Origin of the sequence: Aquimarina callyspongiae (assembly GCF_034322225.1) — a bacterium.
Lineage (GTDB): Bacteria > Bacteroidota > Bacteroidia > Flavobacteriales > Flavobacteriaceae > Aquimarina.
The window spans coordinates 18889-41681 of sequence record NZ_JAXLPA010000006.1; the positions used below are offsets into that span (position 1 = coordinate 18889).

At 31.8% G+C, this 22793-nt stretch carries 20 protein-coding genes; 5 read left to right on the forward strand and 15 right to left on the reverse strand.

Translation table 11 applies throughout. The annotated features are described in order from the left end of the window. Positions 1-97 precede the first annotated feature (97 nt). The 14 genes from U0D62_RS22065 to U0D62_RS22130 all read right to left on the reverse strand — a co-directional run bounded on the left by U0D62_RS22065 (position 98) and on the right by U0D62_RS22130 (position 15377). A complete protein-coding gene (locus tag U0D62_RS22065; protein WP_322289530.1) occupies positions 98-1072 on the reverse strand; it encodes a hypothetical protein in 975 nt (324 codons plus the stop codon). Beyond that, the gene (locus U0D62_RS22070) at positions 1065-4163 is read right to left on the reverse strand and encodes a toxin VasX (protein WP_322289531.1); all 3099 of its coding nucleotides are present in this window, start codon (positions 4161-4163) and stop codon (positions 1065-1067) included. The genes U0D62_RS22065 and U0D62_RS22070 overlap by 8 nt, the downstream gene beginning before the upstream one ends. 14 nt (positions 4164-4177) lie before the next feature. Next, the gene (locus U0D62_RS22075; protein WP_322289532.1) at positions 4178-4855 is read right to left on the reverse strand and encodes a PAAR-like protein; all 678 of its coding nucleotides are present in this window, start codon (positions 4853-4855) and stop codon (positions 4178-4180) included. Then, on the reverse strand, positions 4848-5735 hold the full coding sequence (locus U0D62_RS22080; RefSeq protein WP_322289533.1) for a hypothetical protein: 888 nt from the start codon (positions 5733-5735) through the stop codon (positions 4848-4850). Before U0D62_RS22080 ends, U0D62_RS22075 begins: the two co-directional genes overlap by 8 nt. An 11-nt stretch (positions 5736-5746) precedes the next feature. Next, complete coding sequence (locus tag U0D62_RS22085; protein ID WP_322289534.1) at positions 5747-7213, reverse strand: T6SS phospholipase effector Tle1-like catalytic domain-containing protein; 1467 nt, start codon at positions 7211-7213, stop codon at positions 5747-5749. Between the two features lie 7 nt (positions 7214-7220). Continuing rightward, on the reverse strand, positions 7221-8303 hold the full coding sequence (locus U0D62_RS22090; RefSeq protein ID WP_322289535.1) for a DUF2931 family protein: 1083 nt from the start codon (positions 8301-8303) through the stop codon (positions 7221-7223). Beyond that, a complete protein-coding gene (locus U0D62_RS22095) occupies positions 8293-10077 on the reverse strand; it encodes a type VI secretion system Vgr family protein (protein ID WP_322289536.1) in 1785 nt (594 codons plus the stop codon). Before U0D62_RS22095 ends, U0D62_RS22090 begins: the two co-directional genes overlap by 11 nt. A 52-nt stretch (positions 10078-10129) precedes the next feature. Further along, positions 10130-10891 (reverse strand): hypothetical protein, encoded by a 762-nt coding sequence (locus U0D62_RS22100; protein WP_322289537.1) that lies wholly within the window; start codon positions 10889-10891, stop codon positions 10130-10132. Next, on the reverse strand, positions 10888-11613 hold the full coding sequence (locus U0D62_RS22105; RefSeq protein ID WP_322289538.1) for a hypothetical protein: 726 nt from the start codon (positions 11611-11613) through the stop codon (positions 10888-10890). The genes U0D62_RS22100 and U0D62_RS22105 overlap by 4 nt, the downstream gene beginning before the upstream one ends. A gap of 12 nt (positions 11614-11625) precedes the next feature. Beyond that, positions 11626-12021, reverse strand: a complete 396-nt coding sequence (gene tssD / locus U0D62_RS22110) for a type VI secretion system tube protein TssD (RefSeq protein WP_322289539.1) — start codon at positions 12019-12021, stop codon at positions 11626-11628. 169 nt (positions 12022-12190) lie between these two features. Next, positions 12191-12580, reverse strand: coding sequence for a type VI secretion system tube protein TssD (gene tssD / locus U0D62_RS22115; protein ID WP_322289540.1), 390 nt, complete (start codon positions 12578-12580; stop codon positions 12191-12193). A gap of 259 nt (positions 12581-12839) precedes the next feature. Further along, positions 12840-13709: a TssN family type VI secretion system protein gene (locus tag U0D62_RS22120; protein ID WP_322289541.1), complete on the reverse strand. Its 870-nt coding sequence runs from the start codon at positions 13707-13709 to the stop codon at positions 12840-12842. A gap of 85 nt (positions 13710-13794) precedes the next feature. After that, a complete protein-coding gene (locus tag U0D62_RS22125) occupies positions 13795-14718 on the reverse strand; it encodes a hypothetical protein (protein ID WP_322289542.1) in 924 nt (307 codons plus the stop codon). A gap of 32 nt (positions 14719-14750) precedes the next feature. Then, positions 14751-15377 (reverse strand): C40 family peptidase, encoded by a 627-nt coding sequence (locus tag U0D62_RS22130; RefSeq protein ID WP_322289543.1) that lies wholly within the window; start codon positions 15375-15377, stop codon positions 14751-14753. A gap of 197 nt (positions 15378-15574) precedes the next feature. On the opposite strand from U0D62_RS22130, the gene U0D62_RS22135 reads away from it, so the two are divergent. From U0D62_RS22135 to tssO, 5 genes are read left to right on the forward strand one after another with little or no spacing between them, the layout of a single operon-like run. Beyond that, positions 15575-16006, forward strand: coding sequence for a GPW/gp25 family protein (locus U0D62_RS22135; protein ID WP_322289544.1), 432 nt, complete (start codon positions 15575-15577; stop codon positions 16004-16006). A 9-nt stretch (positions 16007-16015) separates the two neighbouring features. After that, on the forward strand, positions 16016-17851 hold the full coding sequence (locus U0D62_RS22140; protein ID WP_322289545.1) for a type VI secretion system baseplate subunit TssF: 1836 nt from the start codon (positions 16016-16018) through the stop codon (positions 17849-17851). A gap of 36 nt (positions 17852-17887) precedes the next feature. Next, a complete protein-coding gene (locus U0D62_RS22145; RefSeq protein ID WP_322289546.1) occupies positions 17888-18883 on the forward strand; it encodes a PKD domain-containing protein in 996 nt (331 codons plus the stop codon). A 3-nt stretch (positions 18884-18886) separates the two neighbouring features. Further along, positions 18887-20044 (forward strand): hypothetical protein, encoded by a 1158-nt coding sequence (locus U0D62_RS22150; RefSeq protein ID WP_322289547.1) that lies wholly within the window; start codon positions 18887-18889, stop codon positions 20042-20044. Positions 20045-20076: 32 nt separating this feature from the next. Next, a complete protein-coding gene (gene tssO / locus U0D62_RS22155; RefSeq protein ID WP_322289548.1) occupies positions 20077-20580 on the forward strand; it encodes a type VI secretion system TssO in 504 nt (167 codons plus the stop codon). 93 nt (positions 20581-20673) lie between these two features. Here the strand turns inward: tssO and U0D62_RS22160 are convergent, their stop codons facing one another. Next, positions 20674-22479 carry a M61 family metallopeptidase gene (locus U0D62_RS22160; RefSeq protein WP_322289549.1) on the reverse strand — a complete coding sequence of 602 codons (1806 nt, stop codon included), beginning with the start codon at positions 22477-22479 and terminating at the stop codon, positions 20674-20676. Between the last annotated feature and the right edge of the window lie 314 nt (positions 22480-22793).

The following is a 22793-nucleotide window of genomic DNA, read 5'->3' on the forward strand; positions in this document are numbered from 1 at the left end:
ATTAAACTATTACCAATACGTGTTTTGAATTACTTTAGGGGTATTCTATTTATTGTTTTAATACGCTTATTAGTGTGTTGATAACTTAAAAATCAGATTATTTTTTTACGTTAATTACGACCGTTTCATAATTCAAGTCCTCAGGAGGTTGATAAAATTTACCTTCAGAGTTACTTATTGAATAGATGATGTTACCATTAGGAAAGGTAAACCGTATATAAGTATTAGCCAAAGGTTCTCGAGAATCAGGTTTAAGATATGTAACTTCCTCCCAATCAGTATGGATCTCTGGGTTATAAAGTTCTGATCCTTGTTCGCGTTCAAATGTTTCGGTATAGTCTTGATCTGTCCAATACTGTTCTCGTTCTGTTTGCTGTTCTGGAGTTGCTTCAGGTGTTGGGATATAACTTCTGTATAGAGGAGGAGGGAAGCCTTCGGCTTTACGACGTTTAAAATCCAGATCACGATATGGGTCAAAGGCATTACCAGGCGGCAAAGGCCTATTCTTATCCATATACCAAACATAGAATGATAGTAATTCATCAAAATTACTTATATGCCCATAAATTCCGGCTCCTTTTAGAAGATGATCAGGATGCTTAACAGCTAATTTCATGTCTAAATTACCAGAAGCACCTCCAGTTCCTACCCAGCCAAATTTACCCTGATTAAATTTAATTGTAAAACCTTTTTTCCATAAGAACCCTGGAACACTTAATAACCCGTCTTTTCGATTGAATATAATATTCTTTTCCGGCATTGTAAAATAGTATATTACTCCAAAAATAATAATAACTAATAACGCAATATTTATATAAATACTTGGAGGCACTAATATATCATCGACTCCTCCTAATACTAGTAAGAATAAAAATATGATGATAGGAATAATTATAATTGCTTGAGGTGAAGTTTGAGCGTCACTGATTGCAGTTATAGAATTATCATCGATTTTTTTAAAAACTTTGTTGTTAATCAATTCACTATTAACTGGAGCAGGAGTACTATGAATTTCAGTATTTACATAACCTTTTAAAAACTCTTTAATTTTATCCCATTTTGTCTTACTCATTTACCCAGGAATTATAAGATTTTAAATTATTAAGTGTGTTTACTCTCACATTACTACTATAGGTATGATCCATTTTTGTTACCCCTATACCGAGATGTGTTGAACGAAGTTGATTGATTCCACCAATGATTCCTAAATACCGTTCATTACCATCATATCTATTAGGATAGTATTTACCTTCACCCAAATCCAAGTTACATACAAATAGTATTTGACTGTTATTGTTATCTGAATTTAAGAAGCGATCAGGAATTTCAAAGCTAACCACGGCCTTTGGAGGAGATTCGCTGGTTCCTGCTTTTCGAATTACTTCGTTGGTAATATTTAAGCTAACTCCGTTACCATTACGTATCCCATCCTGATAATAAAATACCTGATAAGAAAGTTGACTGGGGTCGGAGAAAAATTGTCTAAAACTTATTTCTGAAGTAAACTCTTTAATATCTCCTTCTTTTATAAAAGTACCAGAAGAATGCATAGAGTAAGAAGGGATATATTCTTCTGTTTGATTAATTACTTTTTTTGGTGTCAATTCAATATTAGCACAAACAATAAGATCGGTTAATTCTGCAGCGGCTAATTTAAAGTTGGTATATTTCATATAATCATTGTCATCTCCCATTAATAATACTCTAGAATCATAAAAACGTTTATTATATGCCCAAGTTAACTCACCATTTCTTTTATCCAGTGCTACATCATCGCTAAAAGTAAAATGTTTGAAATACGCTTCTAAAGGAGAATCTTTTAGATAATAAGCAAGAAAAACCAAGCCTACGCCGATACCAGCAGCAATCCAACCAATAGGTCCTAAAAAAGCCGCAACACTAGCAGATGTAGCTGCAGCTGTGGTTATAGAAAAAGCAGCTCCAGCACCAATCCAGGCCCACATAGCATCTTGATCTCGTGCCCCATAACTATCGATAGCTTCCCAACCACACATAACCACTGTGATCCCCATTCCTGCAACTTCTAATCGTAATGCCCATTTACCAATTAAAGCTAAAGAGCTTTGACCAAGTCTTTTTTGAAAAACTGCTTTAGCAAAATATCCTGAGGCAGCAGCTAATTCTGCACTAACACCAATTAGTGCCATTCTGTTCTTAACTGAATCGTGATCACTTAGCGTTTTATAAGCAGCACTGATATTTAGTATTTGTAATAAAGCTACCACTCCTCGAAATGGTGCTCCGTCCAGTACTTTACCAACTCGTTGCCCCATTTTTGTAGGTTGTGTGCTAGATACTTCGCGGTATTTTGTGATTTCTTTTTCGACCTCTTGTACAACTGGAATATCAAAAATATGTTTCCCACGAGCAGTTTCGACTAATACAATTTCTGGAGTATTGGTTTTAAAACGGATAATGTCTTTTTTACCTTTATAACGTCCAAAAATACTTTTCGACTTATCTAATGCCATTCCTTTTGCCTCCAACTTTTGTCTCACCTCATAGCCTTTTACTTCAAAAAGATCTTCGCCATAGGCGTTGATTTTGTTTAAACGAGTTACCAGCAATTTATACCTACCTTGTACTGGAACTTTTTTTAGAGTTATATAAGATTCTACTTTAACAACATCTTCTAAGGCATACTTAGCATAAGTTTCAAGGGAGGCAGTTACAAAAGCAGCAAATTTATTCGCTAGATCAATACTTTGTTTAATCGTTTCTTCATCTATGTCTACCTGTTTGTTAAGAACAGCATGGAACGAGTACTCTTCATTTTCCTTTAATGTTTCTTCAATAAAAGGATCCCATTGATGGTTATTTTCATATTCATCCTTAAGATCTAAGGTGCGATCAATATCGTGAGGGTTAATAACTAGCAGTCTTAGGTGCTGCATAATAGTGAATTTACCATCAATAATATTCAATATTGAACCTTCAACATAATCGAGATAGGCTTCTTTATATGAGTCAGAATTTAAAAATGTACCTAGATCATCTCTAAAACTATTAACTTTTTCTCTTTGTTTTTTTCGTTCTTCTACCCCTAAAACGTCTAGTAATTTCTGTTTGTAAATTCCGCGACCCCATCCAATTCTACCGCCATCATAATCATCAATCATTTCTTCATCATTATACACTAATTGATATGTAGTTAAGGCTAAAGAAAACATAGCATTTATCTGCTCTTTTTCACCTGATAATCTTCCAGGTTGTCCTCCTCTTAACATTCTTTTGTGTATGTCGATGACATCTGTACCAGTTTGCATAGACTCAATAATGGCTCTATGCATAATAATTTCGGACGCAAGATGAAGTGAAATTTCATTAGCATTTCCGATAGGATCATCAAGTGTAATGAACATATCAGTCATGATCTCTGGCTCCTGGTGATCAGGGTTTTCATTTCTATTTTCTTCACTACGTTCTTCTTGCCTTTGTATAATATCTATTTTTTGTTGTATTCTACGGCAAAGGCTCCGGTTTTCTGAAGAAAAGTAAGTGGTAATACCGTTATAAGGAGATATGTCATTAGAATTACTTTGTGTAGTACCTAATGGAAAACCATTGGCCTCTATTTTGATCATTCGATCCTGACGTTTTTGCATGTCACCAACCATCTGATCATAATAATCCTTTGTCCATTGGATAGGAGAGTAAGCTGCCCACACAATGGCATTATGGTCAGCTTCATAGTATCCATTTGTGTTTGTTTTTCCGTCAACATCTCGAATATCTGGAACTCCGCCCCGTTGACTCTCCCATGAAACAGATGAAAAATTACCGTACCCATCTATTTTAAACTCTATGGGTTCGTTTGGTTTATTTTCATCAATGATATATATATATCCTTGATTTAATCCCGTTCTGACGGTACTAAAATTTTCTAACCTAGGTTCTGCAATGATAACTTCTTCTAAAATGATATTTCCATTTTCATCTTTTTGAGGTTGCCCCCCATCGGTTTTTACTTTGGCTTGTAAATGACTTTCTTTAGGTTCATCTAACAATTGTCCAAACCTTAAAAAATGTAATTTTACATTGGGTTCTGCTCTACATTCTAAAATTAAAGCCTGATCACTGAAGTCAAAAGTTCTACCTTCTGCTTCTATTTGTAATGTCAATTCTCTTGTTCTGCCTCCCATAGTTATCTAGACATTTAATTTTCTTTATTCCAATCTTCTTCAGTTTCTAAAAGTTGTAATTCTGCAGTGCCATCATTTTGTACAGTTCCTGAAAAGATCATTTTCTTTTGTTGACCATCAATCTCCTTATTTTCTTTCTCTGAAACAGTTACTTCTAAACTTTTTCCGGGATCCATATTCTCTGTTAGGACAAATATGGAAGCTTTCTGACCATAATTGATTTTACCAATTTGCTTTTTGCCATTTTCATCCATCCAGTAACTTTCTACGACCTTAGGAGCTTTGTCATTACCCATCATTGCACCAGGAATGGTCATGGCTAATTCTTTAAATTTTTCTTTGACACTACCGGCTGTATTGATTTGCATGGGTTGTATAATGGTAACTTTACCACCAGTTGCACACATACATTCAGAATCTTCGTATAAGAATTTTTTACTTCCGCCTAATGTTGAGGTCTTGGTAGTTTTTGTCCATTTTTGCAAAGCAGGTACGCAAGGTAAGTATCCACCACTGGTTGGTTTTAGCTTACATTGTCCAAAAGTTGCGGGCACTTGTACATCCATATCAGTGGCTTTGAATTTGCCCTGGATCTTTACTTTTTGATTTTCTGTTACCAGAAGCTTAGCAGGTACAAAACCCTGATTGCATTCTAATAATGCACCGTCTAATACATAGATTTTACTACTCATCTTTTTCTAAATTGAAGGTTATAGTAGTTGTCTTTTTATATAAATCCTTTACTTCAAAGGAGTATTCTAGTTTTCCTTTTGTAACTAACCCAAATTCTGGTTTTACTTTATACCTTCCTTTGTAATCAAAATCAAGTGTGTGTTTATCACCTGGTTTGGTTGGTAGTTTTCCTAAAAAACCATTAAGCTTAGCTAATGGGAATTTTTTGTGATCAATATCCATTTCTGCATCAGATGTAATTACTACTTTGGTGAACCCAACATCTTGTTTATTGATGTTTTTTTGTTCTATAATTGGGATGTTAATAGTACCTAACGCATTAGACACAACTTTGGGTTGTTGGATTGATTTTTTATTTTCGAATTCCTGATAAAAAATATTTGCAAAAAAGAACTGATAAAAATTATCTTCTAAAAATAGTTGCTGAATGTTATCTTCTTGTAATTGCCAATCAAAATCACTTATCATTGTAAGTAAATCAGGATATTCTTCTAATAGATCGATCTTGATTTCCTTCCATTTCCGTCTTATTTCTTTGGTATTAATAACTTTGTTTAGTTTGAAACTTTTGTCAGCTTTAAATTCTAGTACGTCATTAATTGCAGCTACTTTCAATGCGATTTTTTGAGCTTTATCAACTTTACGAATAACACTGAATTTTTCATTTAATAAAAAACGTTTACGATTTTCTATCCTATAATTAAGCAAACCATTCTCATCCATACCATAAAAAGTAAGATCAAACTCGATACCAATTGCAGAGTATGATTTATTTTTACCTTGTTCAATTTGATTTATTACTTCTGAAGTATAGGTACGAGTAACTCTTTCTCCATTGAGTTTAATGATTTGAGCGATATGAGATAGGGGGCGTTGCATATTCGTTTAGTTTATCCCGCTTGTGTTACACGTTCTCGATTACCACTCACTCTATTTGGCCCCATTCCTATACTGCTATAATGAGCAGAAAAATGGAAATAGCGATTTCTAAGTGTTTTTAATAGCATTTTATGTTCTGGGTTGTCATAAGACATTTCTATACCATCATTAAATACATATTCATCCAAAATGGTTTTAGTAGAACTTAATTCTGATGTTATAGCAAAGTCTCTAGTAATTTTGCCCATCACTAAATTTACATTTTTGTTAATTGAAAACTTGGCCATAATCTGTAAAGGAATATAACTATACCTATTACTTAAGTTTTTCCTTGATCCTGTAAGAGTTCCCCAAAAATCACTAACTTCTATCTCATTTGGCTTGAACCACCCTTGTTCTATTAAAAATTCTCGCTCTCTTCTTAAGTCATTAAGATTAGTTAGTGTATAATCAAGGCGCACTTCTTCATCTGAATTGTGGATATATCCACCTCCAATATCAGAATGCACTCCTGGTAAGAATTTCTCAACTCCTCGATTTCCTGTACTATTGATATTGGTTAATCTAAAATTAGCGCGATGTTCATCATCAGCTGCTAATTGCAGAGTGTGTAATGATTTCTTTACGGCATTTAATTTTAGTTCGGCGGTATTATTATCGTGTGAAATTCCTAGAGAAGCTACTGTATCAAATAACCCAGCAAAATGAATAATAACCATTTTTACTTTAATACCTTTTTCTTTTAAAAATTCACCTAACGCTCCATTATCCACATCGTAATATATAAAGGTTGTACTAACTGGAGCATATTCACCAGATCCAGTTGTAATAATTTCTTTAACTTGTCCTTTTCTCTGTGTTATCTCATGTATGAAATTTCTTGCTGCCGCTGCTCCTCTACTAAAACCATAGGTTTCGATAGTTAAAATGTTTATATCTGTAACTCCTAAATCAGCTATTACGTTAGAAACTTCTTCACATCCCTTTTTTACTTTTCCACGAATACCAGTGGATCCTGTTCCTAAACCTAACCCAAGAGTAGAATCGGATTTGCCATTTTCTGTTCCCTGTCCTTCTATATAAATAGAAAATTTCTTTTCTCTTTCTTCATCTACGGCTTCATAAGAAGGTTCTATTCTTGAGATATTAGAATGATCATTGTCATAGCTACCTGTTTTATTTGGACTCCAAGGAGTTCCCCACCAAAAATCACGATACTTTCTTACTAATTCTTCATTATGAGGTTCCCCTCGCTTCATTTTTTCATATTCTAAACGAATATTAGTGTTTTCTCTATTATTTGCGGTACCATCAAAAAATACTGCTGCGGTAATGTTTACGCTTTCATCAGGAGTTAATTCTTCGTATTCGGCATTACCCACGTGTACAGGTGCAGTTTGTACATTTACTCCGCTAAGTACATTTTTTGTAGTTTCTTGCGCTCCAGACGATGTTGCTGTTAATCCTATACTTCCCATATTATTTTTAATTAGAAGTTTCGTAAACCTTAATTCTTACTTTTTTAAAACTGATGGTTTCTAATTCATTCTGTAAAGAGATTGTAAGGTTACTATTGTATTTATCAATTTCTAAAACTAACTCCGTTGGTGTTTGATTTTTATTTTTGTATACTTTTTCAAAAAGTATATTACTTTCATTTTCGTCAAAATATATTTTAGCTCCGAACTCATTATTGTTTTTATCCGTCCACTCTAATTTTATATGATCAGGGATAGGGTAGTCGATAAATTGATTGAGTATTTTGTTTGACCCTAAAGTATATAAGCTTTCTCCATTATAGAATGTTATTTGAGTTTCTTTTAAAGTTGCTTCATTTGTAAACTTTATTACCGGTCTCCAGTTATACCTTGTTCTATAGTTATCCCATTTTCCGAAAGGAATACTATCGGGATTCATTTTAGCTTTAGTTTCCTCATTAAAGTCGTCTTCTAATACTGAATTGAGATACTCTTCCATTGAGATAATAGCAGAAGGAGCAAATTCTTGAATGGTTATTTCTGTTTCTGAAGCTTGAAATCTTGCAATTTCTTTAGACCATCCATTGCCCATCATCCATAATACAAGTACTCCTTTAGGAGCTAATCCCACATTTATTCTACTGTAGGTATCTTTTTTGCCAAAACGATTAATATATCCTTCTTTAAATAATTTATTTATTTTTTCTGTTGGAAGATCAAAGGTTCCTTTGTAAAATTTCTTTTCACGGTATGAAATCCAGGTGATTTCTAGTTTTATAGGTATAGGTTTTAAATCATCCCCAACCACATGAGTAGGTCCTATTTTACCCCACCCTTGATGTAAGGTATGTCCTTTTGGAATATAAATACTTTCTCCATTTTTATATATCAGACGACCATTATGAATCTGCATAGGGTTATACTTAGGTGCACAAGCGGTAGGTCTCCATTCGTATTTTTCCATTTCTTTAGTGGTATTAATTTTAGTTTTATGAGAATTGTTTTTCTGACAAGAAACAATTCCAACACTCATCATGGTAAATATTGTTATCCATAGAACAGTATTAAGTATACTGTTTTTACTCGCCATATTCCACCGTTTCTGCACTTGCAATCGTAATTTTACCTCCTGCATTAGTTTTTATTTCTCCACTGGCATCAGTACTAATTTCCTGAGCTTCTTGTTTGTATTCGCTACTTATGACTTTGATTGTTTCTCCTATTTGTTTCTCCTCATTGGTGGCAATGATAAATGAATCTTCACTAATATTTTCTGTTTTATTTTTACCAACAGTAATATCGAGATTTTCTTCTACATTAATTTGCATGTTTTTTGCGTTTAAAACCATGTTTTCGCCAGCAGATATTGTAATATCGTTATTAGCAGTATCAATATGGATTAAATTTCTATTTTTATCTGTTATAGAAATAAATTCACTGCCATTCGTATCATTAAATTCTATAGTATGACCACTTCTGGTTCTGATAGCCTTTATATCATTAGCCTCGGTTTGCCAACTTGAGGGGTTAGCACTTCCGTTATACAAAGTCCCCATAACAAAAGGGCGCTCTGCATTCCTTCCTTCAAATCCTATAAGAACTTCTTCATCAATTTCGGGAACGAAATGAAAACCTTTATCTCCTCCTGCATGAGGAGTTACAATTCGTAACCACGGTGTAAGTTCACCGTTTTGTTTTTGCCAAGGAAATTCAACTCTTACTCTACTAAGACCGTCAGGGTCATTATTTTCTCTTACAATAGCCACCTGTGTATCACTTTTAGGAAAAGCCATCATATTAGTGTTAGGGTAAACATCAAGATCAGCGGTTACACCTTCAAATCTATTTTGATATTTTCCATTTTCGGTATTGGTATGTGTTACTCTCGTGATTCTGAAACGACCATACTCAGCTCCGTCACCTTGAATTTTAATGACTTTACCAATATTTACTCCTGGATTATCACTAACTCCTGAGAGGACAACTTGATTAATTTCGTTTGATTTTTTTTGTTGTTCTACGTGACGATCTAATCGTTGTTTGAGCTGAGGATCATTATAAGAATTTAGGTAGACAGCGGTTTCTTTAGAAAAAATTGCATCACTTTTATTACTAGTAAAACCATTATAACCATTGGCTCCTGAACTTACTTGACTTGAGGATTTATTGTGTTGTGAATCAGTAAGGTAGTCATTAGTGAAGTATCTATAGTTATTAGATAAAGGAATTAAATTAACTGAAAATTCTTGAAGGTCATGTCCATACGTTAGCTCTACTTCTTCATCGTCTTCTGGTTTCCCAAAAACTAACGCTTTTCCATCATAATAAAACCATTCACTATATTGAGCAGCTAATCGACTTGCATATTCATAAGCACTTTCATTATGTTGTACACTATAGTGAATATTATCTGCATACCTGGGAGCGAATATATTTTCTAATTTGGATTGATCATATCCTTGAAAAGTGTTCTCCAATATAGAACCTAAATCGATATCATTATATGAGGTGTAATTTGGACCGTCATCTGCAATAATACTACAACTTTGCGCTTTAATAGTGACCAAGTCGCCATTTTGACGATGAAATCCCTTTGTACTATTAACAGCAGTTACAATACCTTTAAATTCTAATTGATGATATCCTGATAACTCTCCTATAGAAGATATTTGTATAGTTAAAACTTGTCCAAGATAGTTTTTACTTTCTGAGGCAATATCTTGAGTGATACTTTCAAGAACATCCATTCTACAAACCAGTTCTAATATATGGTGAGAATCTATTTCTTGATGCAGCATTAATCGTTTATAAGCTTTTATTGCAGATCCTCCAATGTATATTTGTGTATTAGATTGTAATGCCATAATATTTATTTTTTTATTTCAGGTTATATCTATAAAAGCCACCTGTTTTTAATTATTTCACTTTTGCAAATCCATTATCTTTATATATGAGTGTAATAGTATTGCCTGTAGATTTCATAAAACCTGTTTCCTTGTCCTCTACATATTCTGGATATTGTATTTTTAATTGATCTGGATCATAAGTAATGCTGTCATCTCCACCTCGAGTTTTATATAACACCAATTGATCTTTTTTATCAAAACAATTTTTACAATCTTGTAAAGAATTTTCTTTGAATTTCATAAGACGCATAGTATAAAACTCATGACCATGTCCGTGAGTACCATATCCTAATACAAGATAGTTATCTTCTTTGATTTTATAAATTTTATAATAATTAACATCTGTAAAATCAATTTTTCCATCAGTTTTTATCTCTTTTGCTAAATAATCAACATAAATCTTATTTCCTTTTTGATATCGATATGCAGAGTTAAAGATTTTCCAGGTACCGCCATTTAATTCATCCCAGGAAACCACCATTAATTTGTTATCCTTTGAGGATTTAATTAGCATTTCTTTTTTTAGGTTATCAAAGGTGTAGTTTGAAAACTTAGGATCTTTAAGTGTTCTAAGAAGAGAACTACGGAAACGATTTAAAATAGTATCCCTGGCATTCTCTCCATAATCGTGTTGATTTTCTTTAAACTTTTGATAGATTTTAACTAGATTATCGTCTTGGGTTTCTTGAAAGTTTTCATCAGGCAGTTTGGCCTGTGCATTACAAGAAATACAAGCAAGTAATAAAATACTAAAGACAATCAGTTTTTTCATTTTGAAAAAATATTATAATGCTGTACGTACCTCCAAGCAGCAACTCTTTCTAAAGCTTTTACATGAATGGTCGATCTAGACGTGGATTTGTTTTTAAAAATATCAAATTCACCTCTATTTTTTAATGCTCTTCTTGCATCTCCTTCTGCCTGATAATAATAATAGGTCCAATAAGCCATTTGATCTTCATCTGGCTTAGAATAACCATAGTTTTTATAATGCTTTATAAATAACTCTTCTCGATGTTTAATTACCGCTGCAAATCCATAAATTGCACTCTCCAGATCTTTAAAATCAGCGCTAGGAACAGTTTCTCTGCCATATCTTTCATCTCGAACCTCTGACCTGGCTGTATATTCATCTCCTTCATTATAATCTTTAGGAAGGTATTTTTTAAATCTAGGAAGTTCTTTTGGAGAACTAAAAAAATCCAAACCTAAGTTCTGAAAACCATTTATTTTCTTATCAGTAATTAATTTACCTTTCTTATAGTTAAAATCATGTTTTACATAAACTTCGCCAAGACCTTCTCCTATAATAATAGTATAGAGATATGATGGTGTCATGTTAACGTGAGTGGCAACTTCTTCTATAATCTCAACCAGAGGTTGTTCTTTTTTTTCATCCGCATAACCACCATAAGCGTTCATATAAACGCCGTATAATTTACCGAGCTCTTTTTTACGCTCGAGCTTTGATTTTTTCTTATGCTGCTTTCCCATACCAGCTTTTGTTTAAGCCTTTGCAGGCCAGTTATTCTCAAAAGTGGTTCCTTTAACGGTGATTTCTTTTGCAGACAGAATCAAATGAATTTGTAATGGTTGTGCATTTTCTCCGTTAAAATGCTCGGTGTATTCAATGCAATAGGCCCCTGTAAATTCTACTTTTTTAAGACTAGACATATTATCTCTACGATAAAAAGTAATTTCACCTTTTTTTGTAATTGTTGGAGAGATCATCCATTCTAAAAAATCAGTTTTTGATGTAGATTCAATAAGTAACCTGATTTGCCCTCCTTGAGGTTTTGAACAAGGTCTGCCTGTATAATCGGTATCTTGTCTAAATGTAAAAGAACAGTCAAGAATATTACAGGTCTCACCATCAAGCTCTAATGTTGCTAAAAATGACATAAGTGATGTTTTAGTATTAATAACTATATCATCAACCAGATTATTACATCACGAATACAAACTATTTATAAATGTTTTTTATTCATAATATAAAACTGATTAATGCGCAAAGTGAACAAAGGGAGTGAAAACCACTCCCTTTTATAATTCCTATGTAACTAAAGGGAGTTTATACCCAGTTGTTTTCATGAACATCTGCTTCTGCAGTAAGCTTCTGAGCCGAAATAGTACATGTAATTGTTGCAGGAATTGAACCAGTAGATTCAAAGTTTTCACTAAACTTCACTAAATAGGCATGATCAAAGGTAATTGTCCTTTGAGTGGCTTTAGTATCTCGTTTTTCATATTTTACAGTTACAGTTTTCATTAAGTAACTGTCAAATGCCCAACTTGAAAAAAGATCAGCATCTTTGGATAGTTCAAGAGTAAAGGTAGCCATACCTGCTCTATTAACAGAAGAAGGACGACCTGTTACATCAACTTCTTGCTTAGTTTGGTAGTTAAATGATAATACGGTAAAATTCTTACCGTCGATCTCTAAGGTTGCATTAAATGACATAATAAAAAATTTTAATTAATAATAAATAATAAAGTATAAATAAACGTGACTATGCACAGCATAAATATACTCAAAAAATAGCGAATAACCTTATGGATTCTGTGTTAAGCTTAAGTAAAACAAGGGATTGCGACAGAAAAGTATTACACTGTTTTCAGGGGAATTCTCTCTTTTTTTGGCGTTGATCCAAAAAAAATAAGGCTTTAACGAGAAAATTAAAGCCTTATTTTTTTAAATTTTTTTAAAGAATTTGTGAAATCTATGTTCTTTGACAGATAATGATATTATCTTCTCTAATATTATTGCCTTCTATGGTTCTTGTAAAGTCAATATGTCTTTGAGATTTATACCATTTTGGTTTTGTGTAGAAAATCCATCCGTATGGATTGTTTTTATCATCAAGAAATTTTATTTCTCCTTCAGGATGTCTATCATTATAATCGTTAATGAAAAAATAGAATAGTTTTCCAAATTCCATTTTTTCAGGAGCTTTTAATCTAAAATTGCTCAACTCATCCAAGTTTTTTCCTTTATTAAATTCAAAAGAAATAACTAGAGGATTTTGTAATTCTTCGTCACTAGGATCTTTGATTTTTTTATCAATAGGATAAAACCATTTTTTATATACTGAGACAGGAATGGAAATAGCAAATTCGTATAATTTAACAACCATAAATGGAATAACAAACCATAATGCAGAGGCAGTAAATATATATTGATACTCTGGTTTATATATTCCTACGACCATTATAAAGGTTATTAATCCCAGGCATGTAATAACAATAGTATACAAAAATTCTGTCCAAAAATCTGAAAAATTCTCAGATAGATCAGGAAAAACTTTTCGTAAAGCAATTACATGAATACATCCCAGAATTAAGAAGATAATTTGAAACCCTATAAAACTGTTTAATGGGATATCATTAAGTACTTTTTCATTACTTAACAAAGCAGTACCTGCAAACAATAATAAAGTTACTATTAGATAAAGAAAGAATTTTTTCTTGTTTTTGGTGAAAAGTCTTTTTAGACCAACAACAAAGCCCATTAGTAATGCACTTATCATTAACATTACTATTCCTACTTTTAAAAAATCCATACTCACGGGAGACTGTAATATTATATTCATCTGTTTATTTTATTGTTTTCCATAAGTCAGATGGAATCACCAATAATCATATTGGTTAGTGCCAATCTTGTTTTTATGGCTTATCTCATATTATTGTTGTTAGACCTATTCTGGGACTGTTAATCTCATTAAGGACAAAAGATTCTTCGGTATCCGAATATGTTATATTGATATCAGAATCCATCTCCATGGGGAGAAAATAGTCACAAAAGATACTAATAAATTTATAAGTAATACCGTTCTTGGTATAATTATCGACGCTTTCCTTTTTTATGGGACCAATGGTAAATTCTAAAAATGGATATGAAATATTGGTCTCTTCTAAAGCCAATACAAAATCTATACCTAATTCTGAATTATTACCATTTTTTTGTTCAACTTCTTTTATGGTTTTGTACTTTTTCTTTATCAGGACTTTTTCATCAATTATTTTTTCAAGACTTAATGCGATTAAATCTAAATCTCCCGAAATATTATGGGCGTATGGTAATAATTGGATGAGTCTAATACTATAGGTTGTTGGGATATCTTTATGAAGTTTCCAGAATTTTTGAAGAAAATCGTTTTTTAGATCAGTGAATTTATTGATTAACGTTCTTTCATTTTGTTCGATTTTTACCTTTTGAACAAAAAATTCATTTTCTAAAGGAGTGAAAAACGCTCTGGCTTCTTTTTCTTGTGTCTTATGTTTTTGTCTTAGTTCTTTAAAAGACTGATTGTCTTTGTTTTTAATGGGATCGTGAAATAACCCTTCAGGAAGGATATCATAGATACCATTTCGAGCTAGATTAAATTGAATTTTTTCTTCGGGATTTGAATAAGAATTTAAATCAAAATCAATAATATCTCTTCGATATGATCTTGAGAAAGTACTTTTATTAAAAATATCAATATCTGTAAGATCTAAATCAGAATTCTCAAGAATCTCTGTAACAAAAACTTCAGCTTTTAAGTTTTGATACGTAGATACGAGTTCTTCATAGACTTTTTGTACAGATTTGTTTTTCATTGTTAATTGTAATGGAACAGATAAAAATACGTTTATTGATTGCTTAATGCTTTGGTAATCCCTGGTTTTCTTCCAGCAGCTACAAACATTTTTTGCCAATGCCTTTTAGATAATACACTGATTTGAACTCCGTTTTTTCCAGAATTAGTTTCTTTACGAGCTGTAGAATGAACAAACCTGTCATTACCTAAGTAAACACCGACGTGAGTAATAGGCATATGCTCAGAACCACGTTCGTTAAAAAAGAGTAAATCTCCTAGTTTTAAAAATTCTTGTCCGATAAATTTATCGGTATCAGGAGCATCGTATTGCTTTTGAGCAGTTCTTTCTATTAAATGTCCAAAAACATCATGGAAAAGGTATTGCGAAAAAAATGAACAATCAATTCCGTCTTTTGTCTCTCCACCCATTTTATAAGGAGTATCCATCCAGTTATCAATAAACTTATATAAAGTTACTGGTTTAATTTCTTTAGGAGAAACACTAAGGATAGTGCCATACTTTTTTTGAATAGGTAGAATGGCATTTTGTTGTGCTCGGGCGATAGAATCTTTTCTGGCTTGGGCAAGAGCTTCTTCTTGTGCTTTTTTAGCACCTCCACAACTCACCATTCCGATTAAAACAATAAAAACAGCTAAAGTTTTACAAAATATGTTCATTTTCAAGAGTAATTTTAGCAAAGATAAAAAACTTGTAGTTAATTTTATCCCTACTTTCAGTGATAACATTAAATTAAAGATTATTATAAAAATATCTTTATTTAAGAGCTACTTTATTAGTCAAAGAAGCTTCTTTAAATAAAATCTTTATTAAATTGCGGTATACTTTTATTGTTCACAAATCACTAATTAAATCCATGATTACATCTTATTACAAATTGCCTTTGGATACTTTGGGTATGGCTAATAATAAAGAGGTCGATAAGTGTGATATTAAACAGTCTATTATCAATTTTATTCATCTTATCACTACTTCTTATTTTGGGGAATGCTCTTTTGATGAAACTTTTGGGTGTTCTATTTGGAATGTAGATTTTGATAACCTTACTAGTACCAATAAATTACGTAATACTATAACAGAATCTCTTGTGGATAGTATTACTTCTCAAGAAAAAAGATTGAAAAAAGTTACAGTAGAGGTAATGATTCAACAAGAAGAATTTAAAAATAGAGGAAATTTAAATAGAATTAAAAAACGTGTAGATATAAATGTAAATGGTATTATTAAACAAACCAATGAACCTTTTGCTTGTTTAGAAAGATTTTATATCGCTCCTCTCTCATATTAATATCGTTTTATGAGCTCAGAAACCAAGATACAGATAAAGAATAGAATGATTAAAAAGGCAGCTTCTCTTTGGGGAGTTTCTCCTAATGAGATTGAAAGCTCTTTTGATCCTATTGTTTCATTACTTATAGGTGCTTGTGCATCAGAAATTGAAAAAATCTCTGGAGAGATTGATAGTTCTCAAACCAGAGTTACTGAACGATTGATTCAGTTAATGACTCCTGAAACATTATATGGGGCAAGACCTTCTCATGCGATCGCCTATGCCGAACCTGTAGAGAAAAGAACAAATATTACTCAAGAACATCTTTTGTACTATAAAAAGAAGATTAGGACTCAGAATGCTAGTCATGAATTAAAAAACATATATTTCTCTCCAGTGCAGGATTGTGTTCTCATTGATGCATCAATAACCCATATGTTATGTGGTAATCAATTGTATGAAATTGAAGGAAAACGTAAATCCAATATAGACCTTTCTGTAATTAATCGAGGTACAGCTCAACCGTCTACTTTGTATTTGGGAATAAAAACGGAAAAAGATGGAGTATTATTAAAGGATACTTCGCTTTATTTTGAGTTTCTAGATGTATTAAAGAATGAGCTCTTTTATCACCATCTTAAAAATGCTGAATTTTTCTTTGAAGGAAAGCTAATAAATGTAGTTACAGGTTATCATAATAGCAATCATTCTGATAAAGCACATTTAGAATCGATTTTTGATTATAAACCTAATAAAACAAGAAATATAGAAGAACAGGTTAAAAAGCTGTATCAAAAACATTTTATTTCTATAAAATCAAAGGTTTCCTTAAGAAAGGATGGTAAAATTCCGGAAGAATTTTCTAATTTTATAAATCTAGATAATCATGATGATTTAGAAGGGCTTAATTGGATTAAAATAGTATTTCCAAGAATAATAGATGATTCTGTTTTAGAAAGTGTGTATTCTTCTTTTAATGCGTTTCCAACTTTGAATAGAAAGTGGGAAAGTATTTCATATCAATTAAAAGATTATATAGATATAGTACCGGTTAGTACCCAGGATTTGTTTTTGGATGTAAAAAAAGTCACCAATACTTCTGGTAAAATATATAAGTTAAGAGAAAATGATTCTTCTAAGGAGCATAAAGGCACATTTGTTGTGCGTAGAGATAATGTTAGTAAACTAGACTCTAGAAAGGCACGAGAATATTTGTCACACTTAATAGAATTATTAAAAGACGAGAGTGCTTCTTTTTCTTTTTTTGGGAATGATTTTTTACAAGCGAATATTAATGAACTTAATCAAAACATATCATTATTAGAAAAAAAGGTTTCTGATATGAATAAAGCTTCTGCAGATACTAATTATATTTCTGTGAAGCCGTATAAGAAAAAAGATACACTATTAGTAGAATATTGGACAACAAATGGAGAAGAAGCCAATCAAATCAAATCAGGAAATAGCTTAAATATATACCAAGGAAGTGATTTAAAACAAAAAGGAAGTATGTTTTTAACATCTACTTTTCAAGGTAAAAATAATTTAAGTATGGATGAAAGATTACATGCCTATCGTAGAGCATTGTTATCTAGAAATCGAATTGTAACCAAAGAAGATGTTAAAGCTCTTTGTTATGAACTTTGTAGTAATAAAGTAGAAGAGGTTAAAGTAAATAAAGGATTTAAAACGGATATAAGAATCAGTAAAGGCTTAATTCCGTGTATAGAAATATTATTATACCCAAATAAAAAGGTTAAAACAATGGAGGTAGAATGGAATGCGCTTAAAAGTAATATTTTGGCTATTTTAGAAGAACAATCTCTTAATGTTTTCCCATATAAGCTAAGGGTAATGAGTTAATGATTGTATTTTTTATTTTAAAAAAACAGAACAATAATGAAGAAGGATAGTATAACAAATTATCACATGGATAAAAGTATAACACTTTTTTTTGTGATCACTATTTTGATCTCAGCAACTGTATTTGGTTATCGATATATGAACCATACTCCTTGTGAGATTATTGATTTTGATGTCGTTGCCAGAAACTATAGGGCTGGAGAGATCATTAGATTTAAAGATAATACTACAGGTGTAGTAACAAGAGAATGGGATTTTGGGGATAGTTCTAAAGTGGATACGCGTGTATCTCCCTTTCATACTTATGAGAAACCTGGAAAATACGAGGTTAGATTATCAATTAACGGCAAGTGCAATAGTATAGAAACGATAACCATTAAAGAAAAAGTTTTTATCCTGGATTCGACTAGATTGGCAAGATTTGATATTCCTGAAACAATAAAAGTTGGAGAGGTTTTAAAAATAAAAGATAAGACTTTAGAAGCTGATAGTTGGGAGTGGAGGTTTGGAGAAACAGCTGCGATTAATTCTACCAAAAAGAATCCAGAGTATATTTACAAAGAACCAGGCTTAAAGACGATTACTCTGGTTGTTAATGGAGATCCTAGATATGGCAGCAGAAAGCAAATTACAGTTCTTTCTAAGAAAAAGAAAAGAGACAAACGTGTTGTTACAACCATTTCAAGACCAAAAGACTCTAGATCAAACCTTAAATATGCCCCGATAATTGATAATGAAGAAGAAAAAAATAAGGAAGAGGCTAAAGCTCCTTTTATTGGAGAGTCAGAATTTAAAGCTAAACTACTTGCGGTATCTAAGAAAAAAGCAAGTGCAAATGATTTTGATGAATATTTATGTGGTAATCTTAATTTGACAATTATTGTAAATAAGAAAAGAACTTCGTTTATTGAATTTTGTCAAAAGATCAAAGGAAAAGGAATTAAAATAAAAGAATTAGAGCTTGCTAGAGAAAAAAATAATTGCATAAAGAGTATTGTTATTAGATATTCTAAAACAGCTTTATTTGGATAATATATGAGTACAGTAAACAAAAATCACCATCAGGTTAATTGGATCGATGGTATGAAAATAAATAAAAAGCATTTTATAGAATCTGAAAATGCTTTTACTCAGTCTTTACAATTGATTGCGTCTAGAGATATAAATGCGGTTAATTATGGATTACTTCCAGATTTAGTAGCTCAAGAAGCTGTTGATATGGTGTTTTCTATGGATGGGCAAGATACGATTAAGGTTCAGCTTAATAGGTGTAAAGCGATAACTTCAGGAGGTTATATTATTACTATTACTCCTGAGATATCTTCTTTTCTTGAGCAAATGGGAAATGTCATTAAAACTGAATATAAAGTCAATGAAGAGGATCAGGAGTGTTATGTCGTTTTAAGTGTCAACCCATATGTTAGAGTTCCTATCGGAGATTCTGATGCCGATGAAGAACCACCAAGACATCCTTATGTGTTACCTCAATATAATCTTCATGTGATAAGTACGAATGAAGCTAATTTAGATGAATTTGGAAAACATCATATAACTATTGGAAAAATTGTTTTTACAGAAGGAGTACCAGCTTTGGCAGAAGATTTTATACCACCCTGTACTTCGATACAAAGTCATCAAGATTTAAGATACATATATACCGAGATTCATACTTTTTTTAATGCAATAGAAAAGTATTCGATGAATATCATTCAAAAAATTCATCAAAAGAAGCAAACAAATGATCTTGCCAGAATGGTGTTGACTTTAACAGAGAATGTACTACAACATCTGGGAGGAGTTTTACCAGAATTTAGATTATACGATAGGCAATTACCTCCTGTTACAATGATTATAAAGCTTATGGCTTTATCAAGAGTGATCAAAAATAGTATGGATGTATATGTTGGTACAGGTAAGGAAGAATTATTAAATTATTTGTCTGATTGGTGTGATCTTAATCAAGGAGCTTTTGAAAATGTATTAGTTGAAATGATAGAGTTAGAATATCAACATACAGATATTAATAAATCATTACATCACGTTTCTGGCTTTACTAAACTTATGCTATCTCTGTTTAAAAAATTAAATGAGTTGGATTATATTGGAAAAAAATCAGATTCTAATATATTTGTTAAGGAAGAAGTTATTGCTAAAACAGACGTTAAGAGTAGACGAAGCTTTTTATTGGACTAAGAAAACATATTACACAAATCTAAATTATATTTATGAAACCTAAGAATAGTAAAGAAAGAAGGAATAGTATACTTAAATTTTTTCTATTGTTTCTATTTACTACCGCGTTGATAGTAACTGCGTTCTATTTTGATTTTGACAGAATTCCGTTTAAAGAAAATGCCGTTTGGAGAGAACGTTCTGCATTGATTGAAAAAGAAATGCAATTTCAGGAAAAATTCTCAGAAGGAATGATAGAGGTAAAATCTCTAATAGATTCTTTAGATACTCCAGGTCAAAACTTACAGTATATTAATGCTTTGATAAACTCTAAAATAGTAGATCTGCAGAAATCTATTCCTAAAGAAGATTCTACTTATAGATATGATATGTATACAAATATTGTAAATTCTTATGTAGATATTCAGGCGTTAAAAACTAAGCTCAAAGAATTTGATGATGTTGATGAGAGAATAGAAGAATATCAAGAAGAATTGGATAAAGTAAGACAAGAATTAAATGAAGCAAATAGATACCTTGATGCTTTAAGACGTTAAACCGTTAAACAGAACTATTTCATATAAAAAAAGAGGATAATGATATCATTATCCTCTTTTTTATTATTAATAATTTAATTTCTTTTAAATCATTTATTCTTTTGCTTTTAACCAGTTTTCTCGTTGCTGTAAAGCTTTTTTACTAGGTTTGTTATATTGAGTAACCGTTTTATAAGGATTGATTCCTACTTTAACAGAAGCTTTTCGTTCTTTACCTAGTCTTTCATAAGTTACAGTAATCTTTTTACCAGGTTTGTTTTTTTCAATTACTTGATAAAATTGATCTTTGTCAGAGAAAGGTTGATTGTTTATAGCAATGATAATATCTCCTTTTTCAAGACCTGCTTCATAAGCGGGAGATCCTTTTAGAGTGTATCTTGAGATTTCTGCTCTTCCTTCATCATTAAATCTGATATCAGCTCCAAGAAAGCCTTTTTTAGAATCACTTTTTAAATAGATGGCTACAGAAGCAAAAAGCTTTTTGAAATCCGGAACCTGACTATCAAAAATATGTTTTTTGAAAAAATTATCTGCAAAAGATTCTCCAGCATATTCTCTAAGTGTAAAGAATAGGTTTTCTATGGTGTATGGAACTTCGTTTTTTCCGTATTTATTCCATACTAATCTCATGTAATCATCTAGATTAAGGTTTTTTCCTTCATTTCTAAGCGAAAGATCCAATGCTAACCCAAGCATACTTCCGTAAGAGTAATATGATACAAAAGTATTATCTCTATTTACTGGGTCAACGGATCTTGCAGCATCTACAAATGGAGCCTGGTAACTCATTTCAATTGGATTAAAATATTGCAACCCTGGAGAGTTCCATACATAATTAAAAGTTCCAGTAAGCCTTTCGATATATTCATCCTGTGTGAGGATTCCTGCTCTACATAAAATCAGGTTAGTATAATAACTGGTAAAACCTTCTGCAAACCATAACTCTCCAGACATATTAGCTTCTTCAAAATCAAAAGGCTCTAATGAACTAGGACGTATACGTTCTACGTTCCAGGCATGAAAAAACTCGTGAGAGATAGTTCCTAAATTTCTTTTCATACCACCATCTGCAAGACTTCTGGTACTAGTTAAAATGGTTGAGTTTCTATGTTCCATTCCATCACCAGAAACATTAGGCATATAACAAGCAAGAAAAGTGTATTCTCCATAATCGAAATTTGGATAATCTCCAAACACCATTTTTTCTTGCACAACTATTTTTTTAACCTGCTCAAAATACGTGTTAGCTTCTTCTTCTGTTCCTTGATGATGTAATGCCAACTTAATATTATATTCAGTGCCTCTGGAATTAACTTTAAATTCTTTTATAGTGTGATTACTAACCTCTACTGGACTATCCATAAAATATTGTAGGTTAGGAGCCAGAAATTTATTTCCTCCCAGAGGGATTAATTGAGTAGCAACTTTCCATTTTAGATCATCTCTTGTAGAGAATGTCACTTGAATCGGACGTTCTTTTAATGTTGGGATGAACATAAATGTCGCAGGAATGTTGAGGTGTGCGTGAGTCTCATCAATTTGAGAATATGTCCCATCTCCTCTATTTGCAAATAGAGTATAAGAAACATTTATTGTGCCATCATGACCTAAAACATCCCATTGATGCAGGTTTGGCCTTCTTACAGAGAGCTCTTTTCCTTTACTATCGGTAATTTTTACATTATAGACATTTTTCGCAAACTCATGAAGAGCATATCTTCCTGGAGAAGTTCTACTCATTCTAAGGGAAATAGTACCATTTTCTAGATTGGTAAATGTTGCCTGAATCTGAGCTTCATGGTGAACTGCATTTTTAAAAGAAATTTCATATTCATTTCTTACTTGAGAAAACCCTAATTGAACTAAAAAGAGTAAAACAATGATTTGTGTAGATCTCATTAAAGTGATTTTTGTAAATAAACTATAACTATCTGATTTTTTAAGGTAAGTTCAATTTGTTTTTGGGACATATCTTAAGGTGTATAATTGATAATAAAATAACCTCAAAAGATTTCAAAAATACAACAAACTCTCAATTACACAAGCATAGAACTGAATTTAAGTTTTGTTAAATTATGTATAGCGAAAGATGAATAAGATAAGTAATACGTTTTTCTCTTCTTTATTGATTTGTAGATATATTTTTGTGTTAGAATACGATTAAATTATAGGTTTAGATTGATTCTACGATCCGAAAACATGCTTCAGTGTAA

Coding starts and splice junctions, on each gene's coding strand:
- U0D62_RS22065 (WP_322289530.1), bottom strand. CDS start 1,072: ATGAGTAAGACAAAATGGGATAAAATTAAAGAGTTTTTAAAAGGTTAT.
- U0D62_RS22070 (WP_322289531.1), bottom strand. CDS start 4,163: ATGGGAGGCAGAACAAGAGAATTGACATTACAAATAGAAGCAGAAGGT.
- U0D62_RS22075 (WP_322289532.1), bottom strand. CDS start 4,855: ATGAGTAGTAAAATCTATGTATTAGACGGTGCATTATTAGAATGCAAT.
- U0D62_RS22080 (WP_322289533.1), bottom strand. CDS start 5,735: ATGCAACGCCCCCTATCTCATATCGCTCAAATCATTAAACTCAATGGA.
- U0D62_RS22085 (WP_322289534.1), bottom strand. CDS start 7,213: ATGGGAAGTATAGGATTAACAGCAACATCGTCTGGAGCGCAAGAAACT.
- U0D62_RS22090 (WP_322289535.1), bottom strand. CDS start 8,303: ATGGCGAGTAAAAACAGTATACTTAATACTGTTCTATGGATAACAATA.
- U0D62_RS22095 (WP_322289536.1), bottom strand. CDS start 10,077: ATGGCATTACAATCTAATACACAAATATACATTGGAGGATCTGCAATA.
- U0D62_RS22100 (WP_322289537.1), bottom strand. CDS start 10,891: ATGAAAAAACTGATTGTCTTTAGTATTTTATTACTTGCTTGTATTTCT.
- U0D62_RS22105 (WP_322289538.1), bottom strand. CDS start 11,613: ATGGGAAAGCAGCATAAGAAAAAATCAAAGCTCGAGCGTAAAAAAGAG.
- tssD (WP_322289539.1), bottom strand. CDS start 12,021: ATGTCATTTTTAGCAACATTAGAGCTTGATGGTGAGACCTGTAATATT.
- tssD (WP_322289540.1), bottom strand. CDS start 12,580: ATGTCATTTAATGCAACCTTAGAGATCGACGGTAAGAATTTTACCGTA.
- U0D62_RS22120 (WP_322289541.1), bottom strand. CDS start 13,709: ATGAATATAATATTACAGTCTCCCGTGAGTATGGATTTTTTAAAAGTA.
- U0D62_RS22125 (WP_322289542.1), bottom strand. CDS start 14,718: ATGAAAAACAAATCTGTACAAAAAGTCTATGAAGAACTCGTATCTACG.
- U0D62_RS22130 (WP_322289543.1), bottom strand. CDS start 15,377: ATGAACATATTTTGTAAAACTTTAGCTGTTTTTATTGTTTTAATCGGA.
- U0D62_RS22135 (WP_322289544.1), top strand. CDS start 15,575: ATGATTACATCTTATTACAAATTGCCTTTGGATACTTTGGGTATGGCT.
- U0D62_RS22140 (WP_322289545.1), top strand. CDS start 16,016: ATGAGCTCAGAAACCAAGATACAGATAAAGAATAGAATGATTAAAAAG.
- U0D62_RS22145 (WP_322289546.1), top strand. CDS start 17,888: ATGAAGAAGGATAGTATAACAAATTATCACATGGATAAAAGTATAACA.
- U0D62_RS22150 (WP_322289547.1), top strand. CDS start 18,887: ATGAGTACAGTAAACAAAAATCACCATCAGGTTAATTGGATCGATGGT.
- tssO (WP_322289548.1), top strand. CDS start 20,077: ATGAAACCTAAGAATAGTAAAGAAAGAAGGAATAGTATACTTAAATTT.
- U0D62_RS22160 (WP_322289549.1), bottom strand. CDS start 22,479: ATGAGATCTACACAAATCATTGTTTTACTCTTTTTAGTTCAATTAGGG.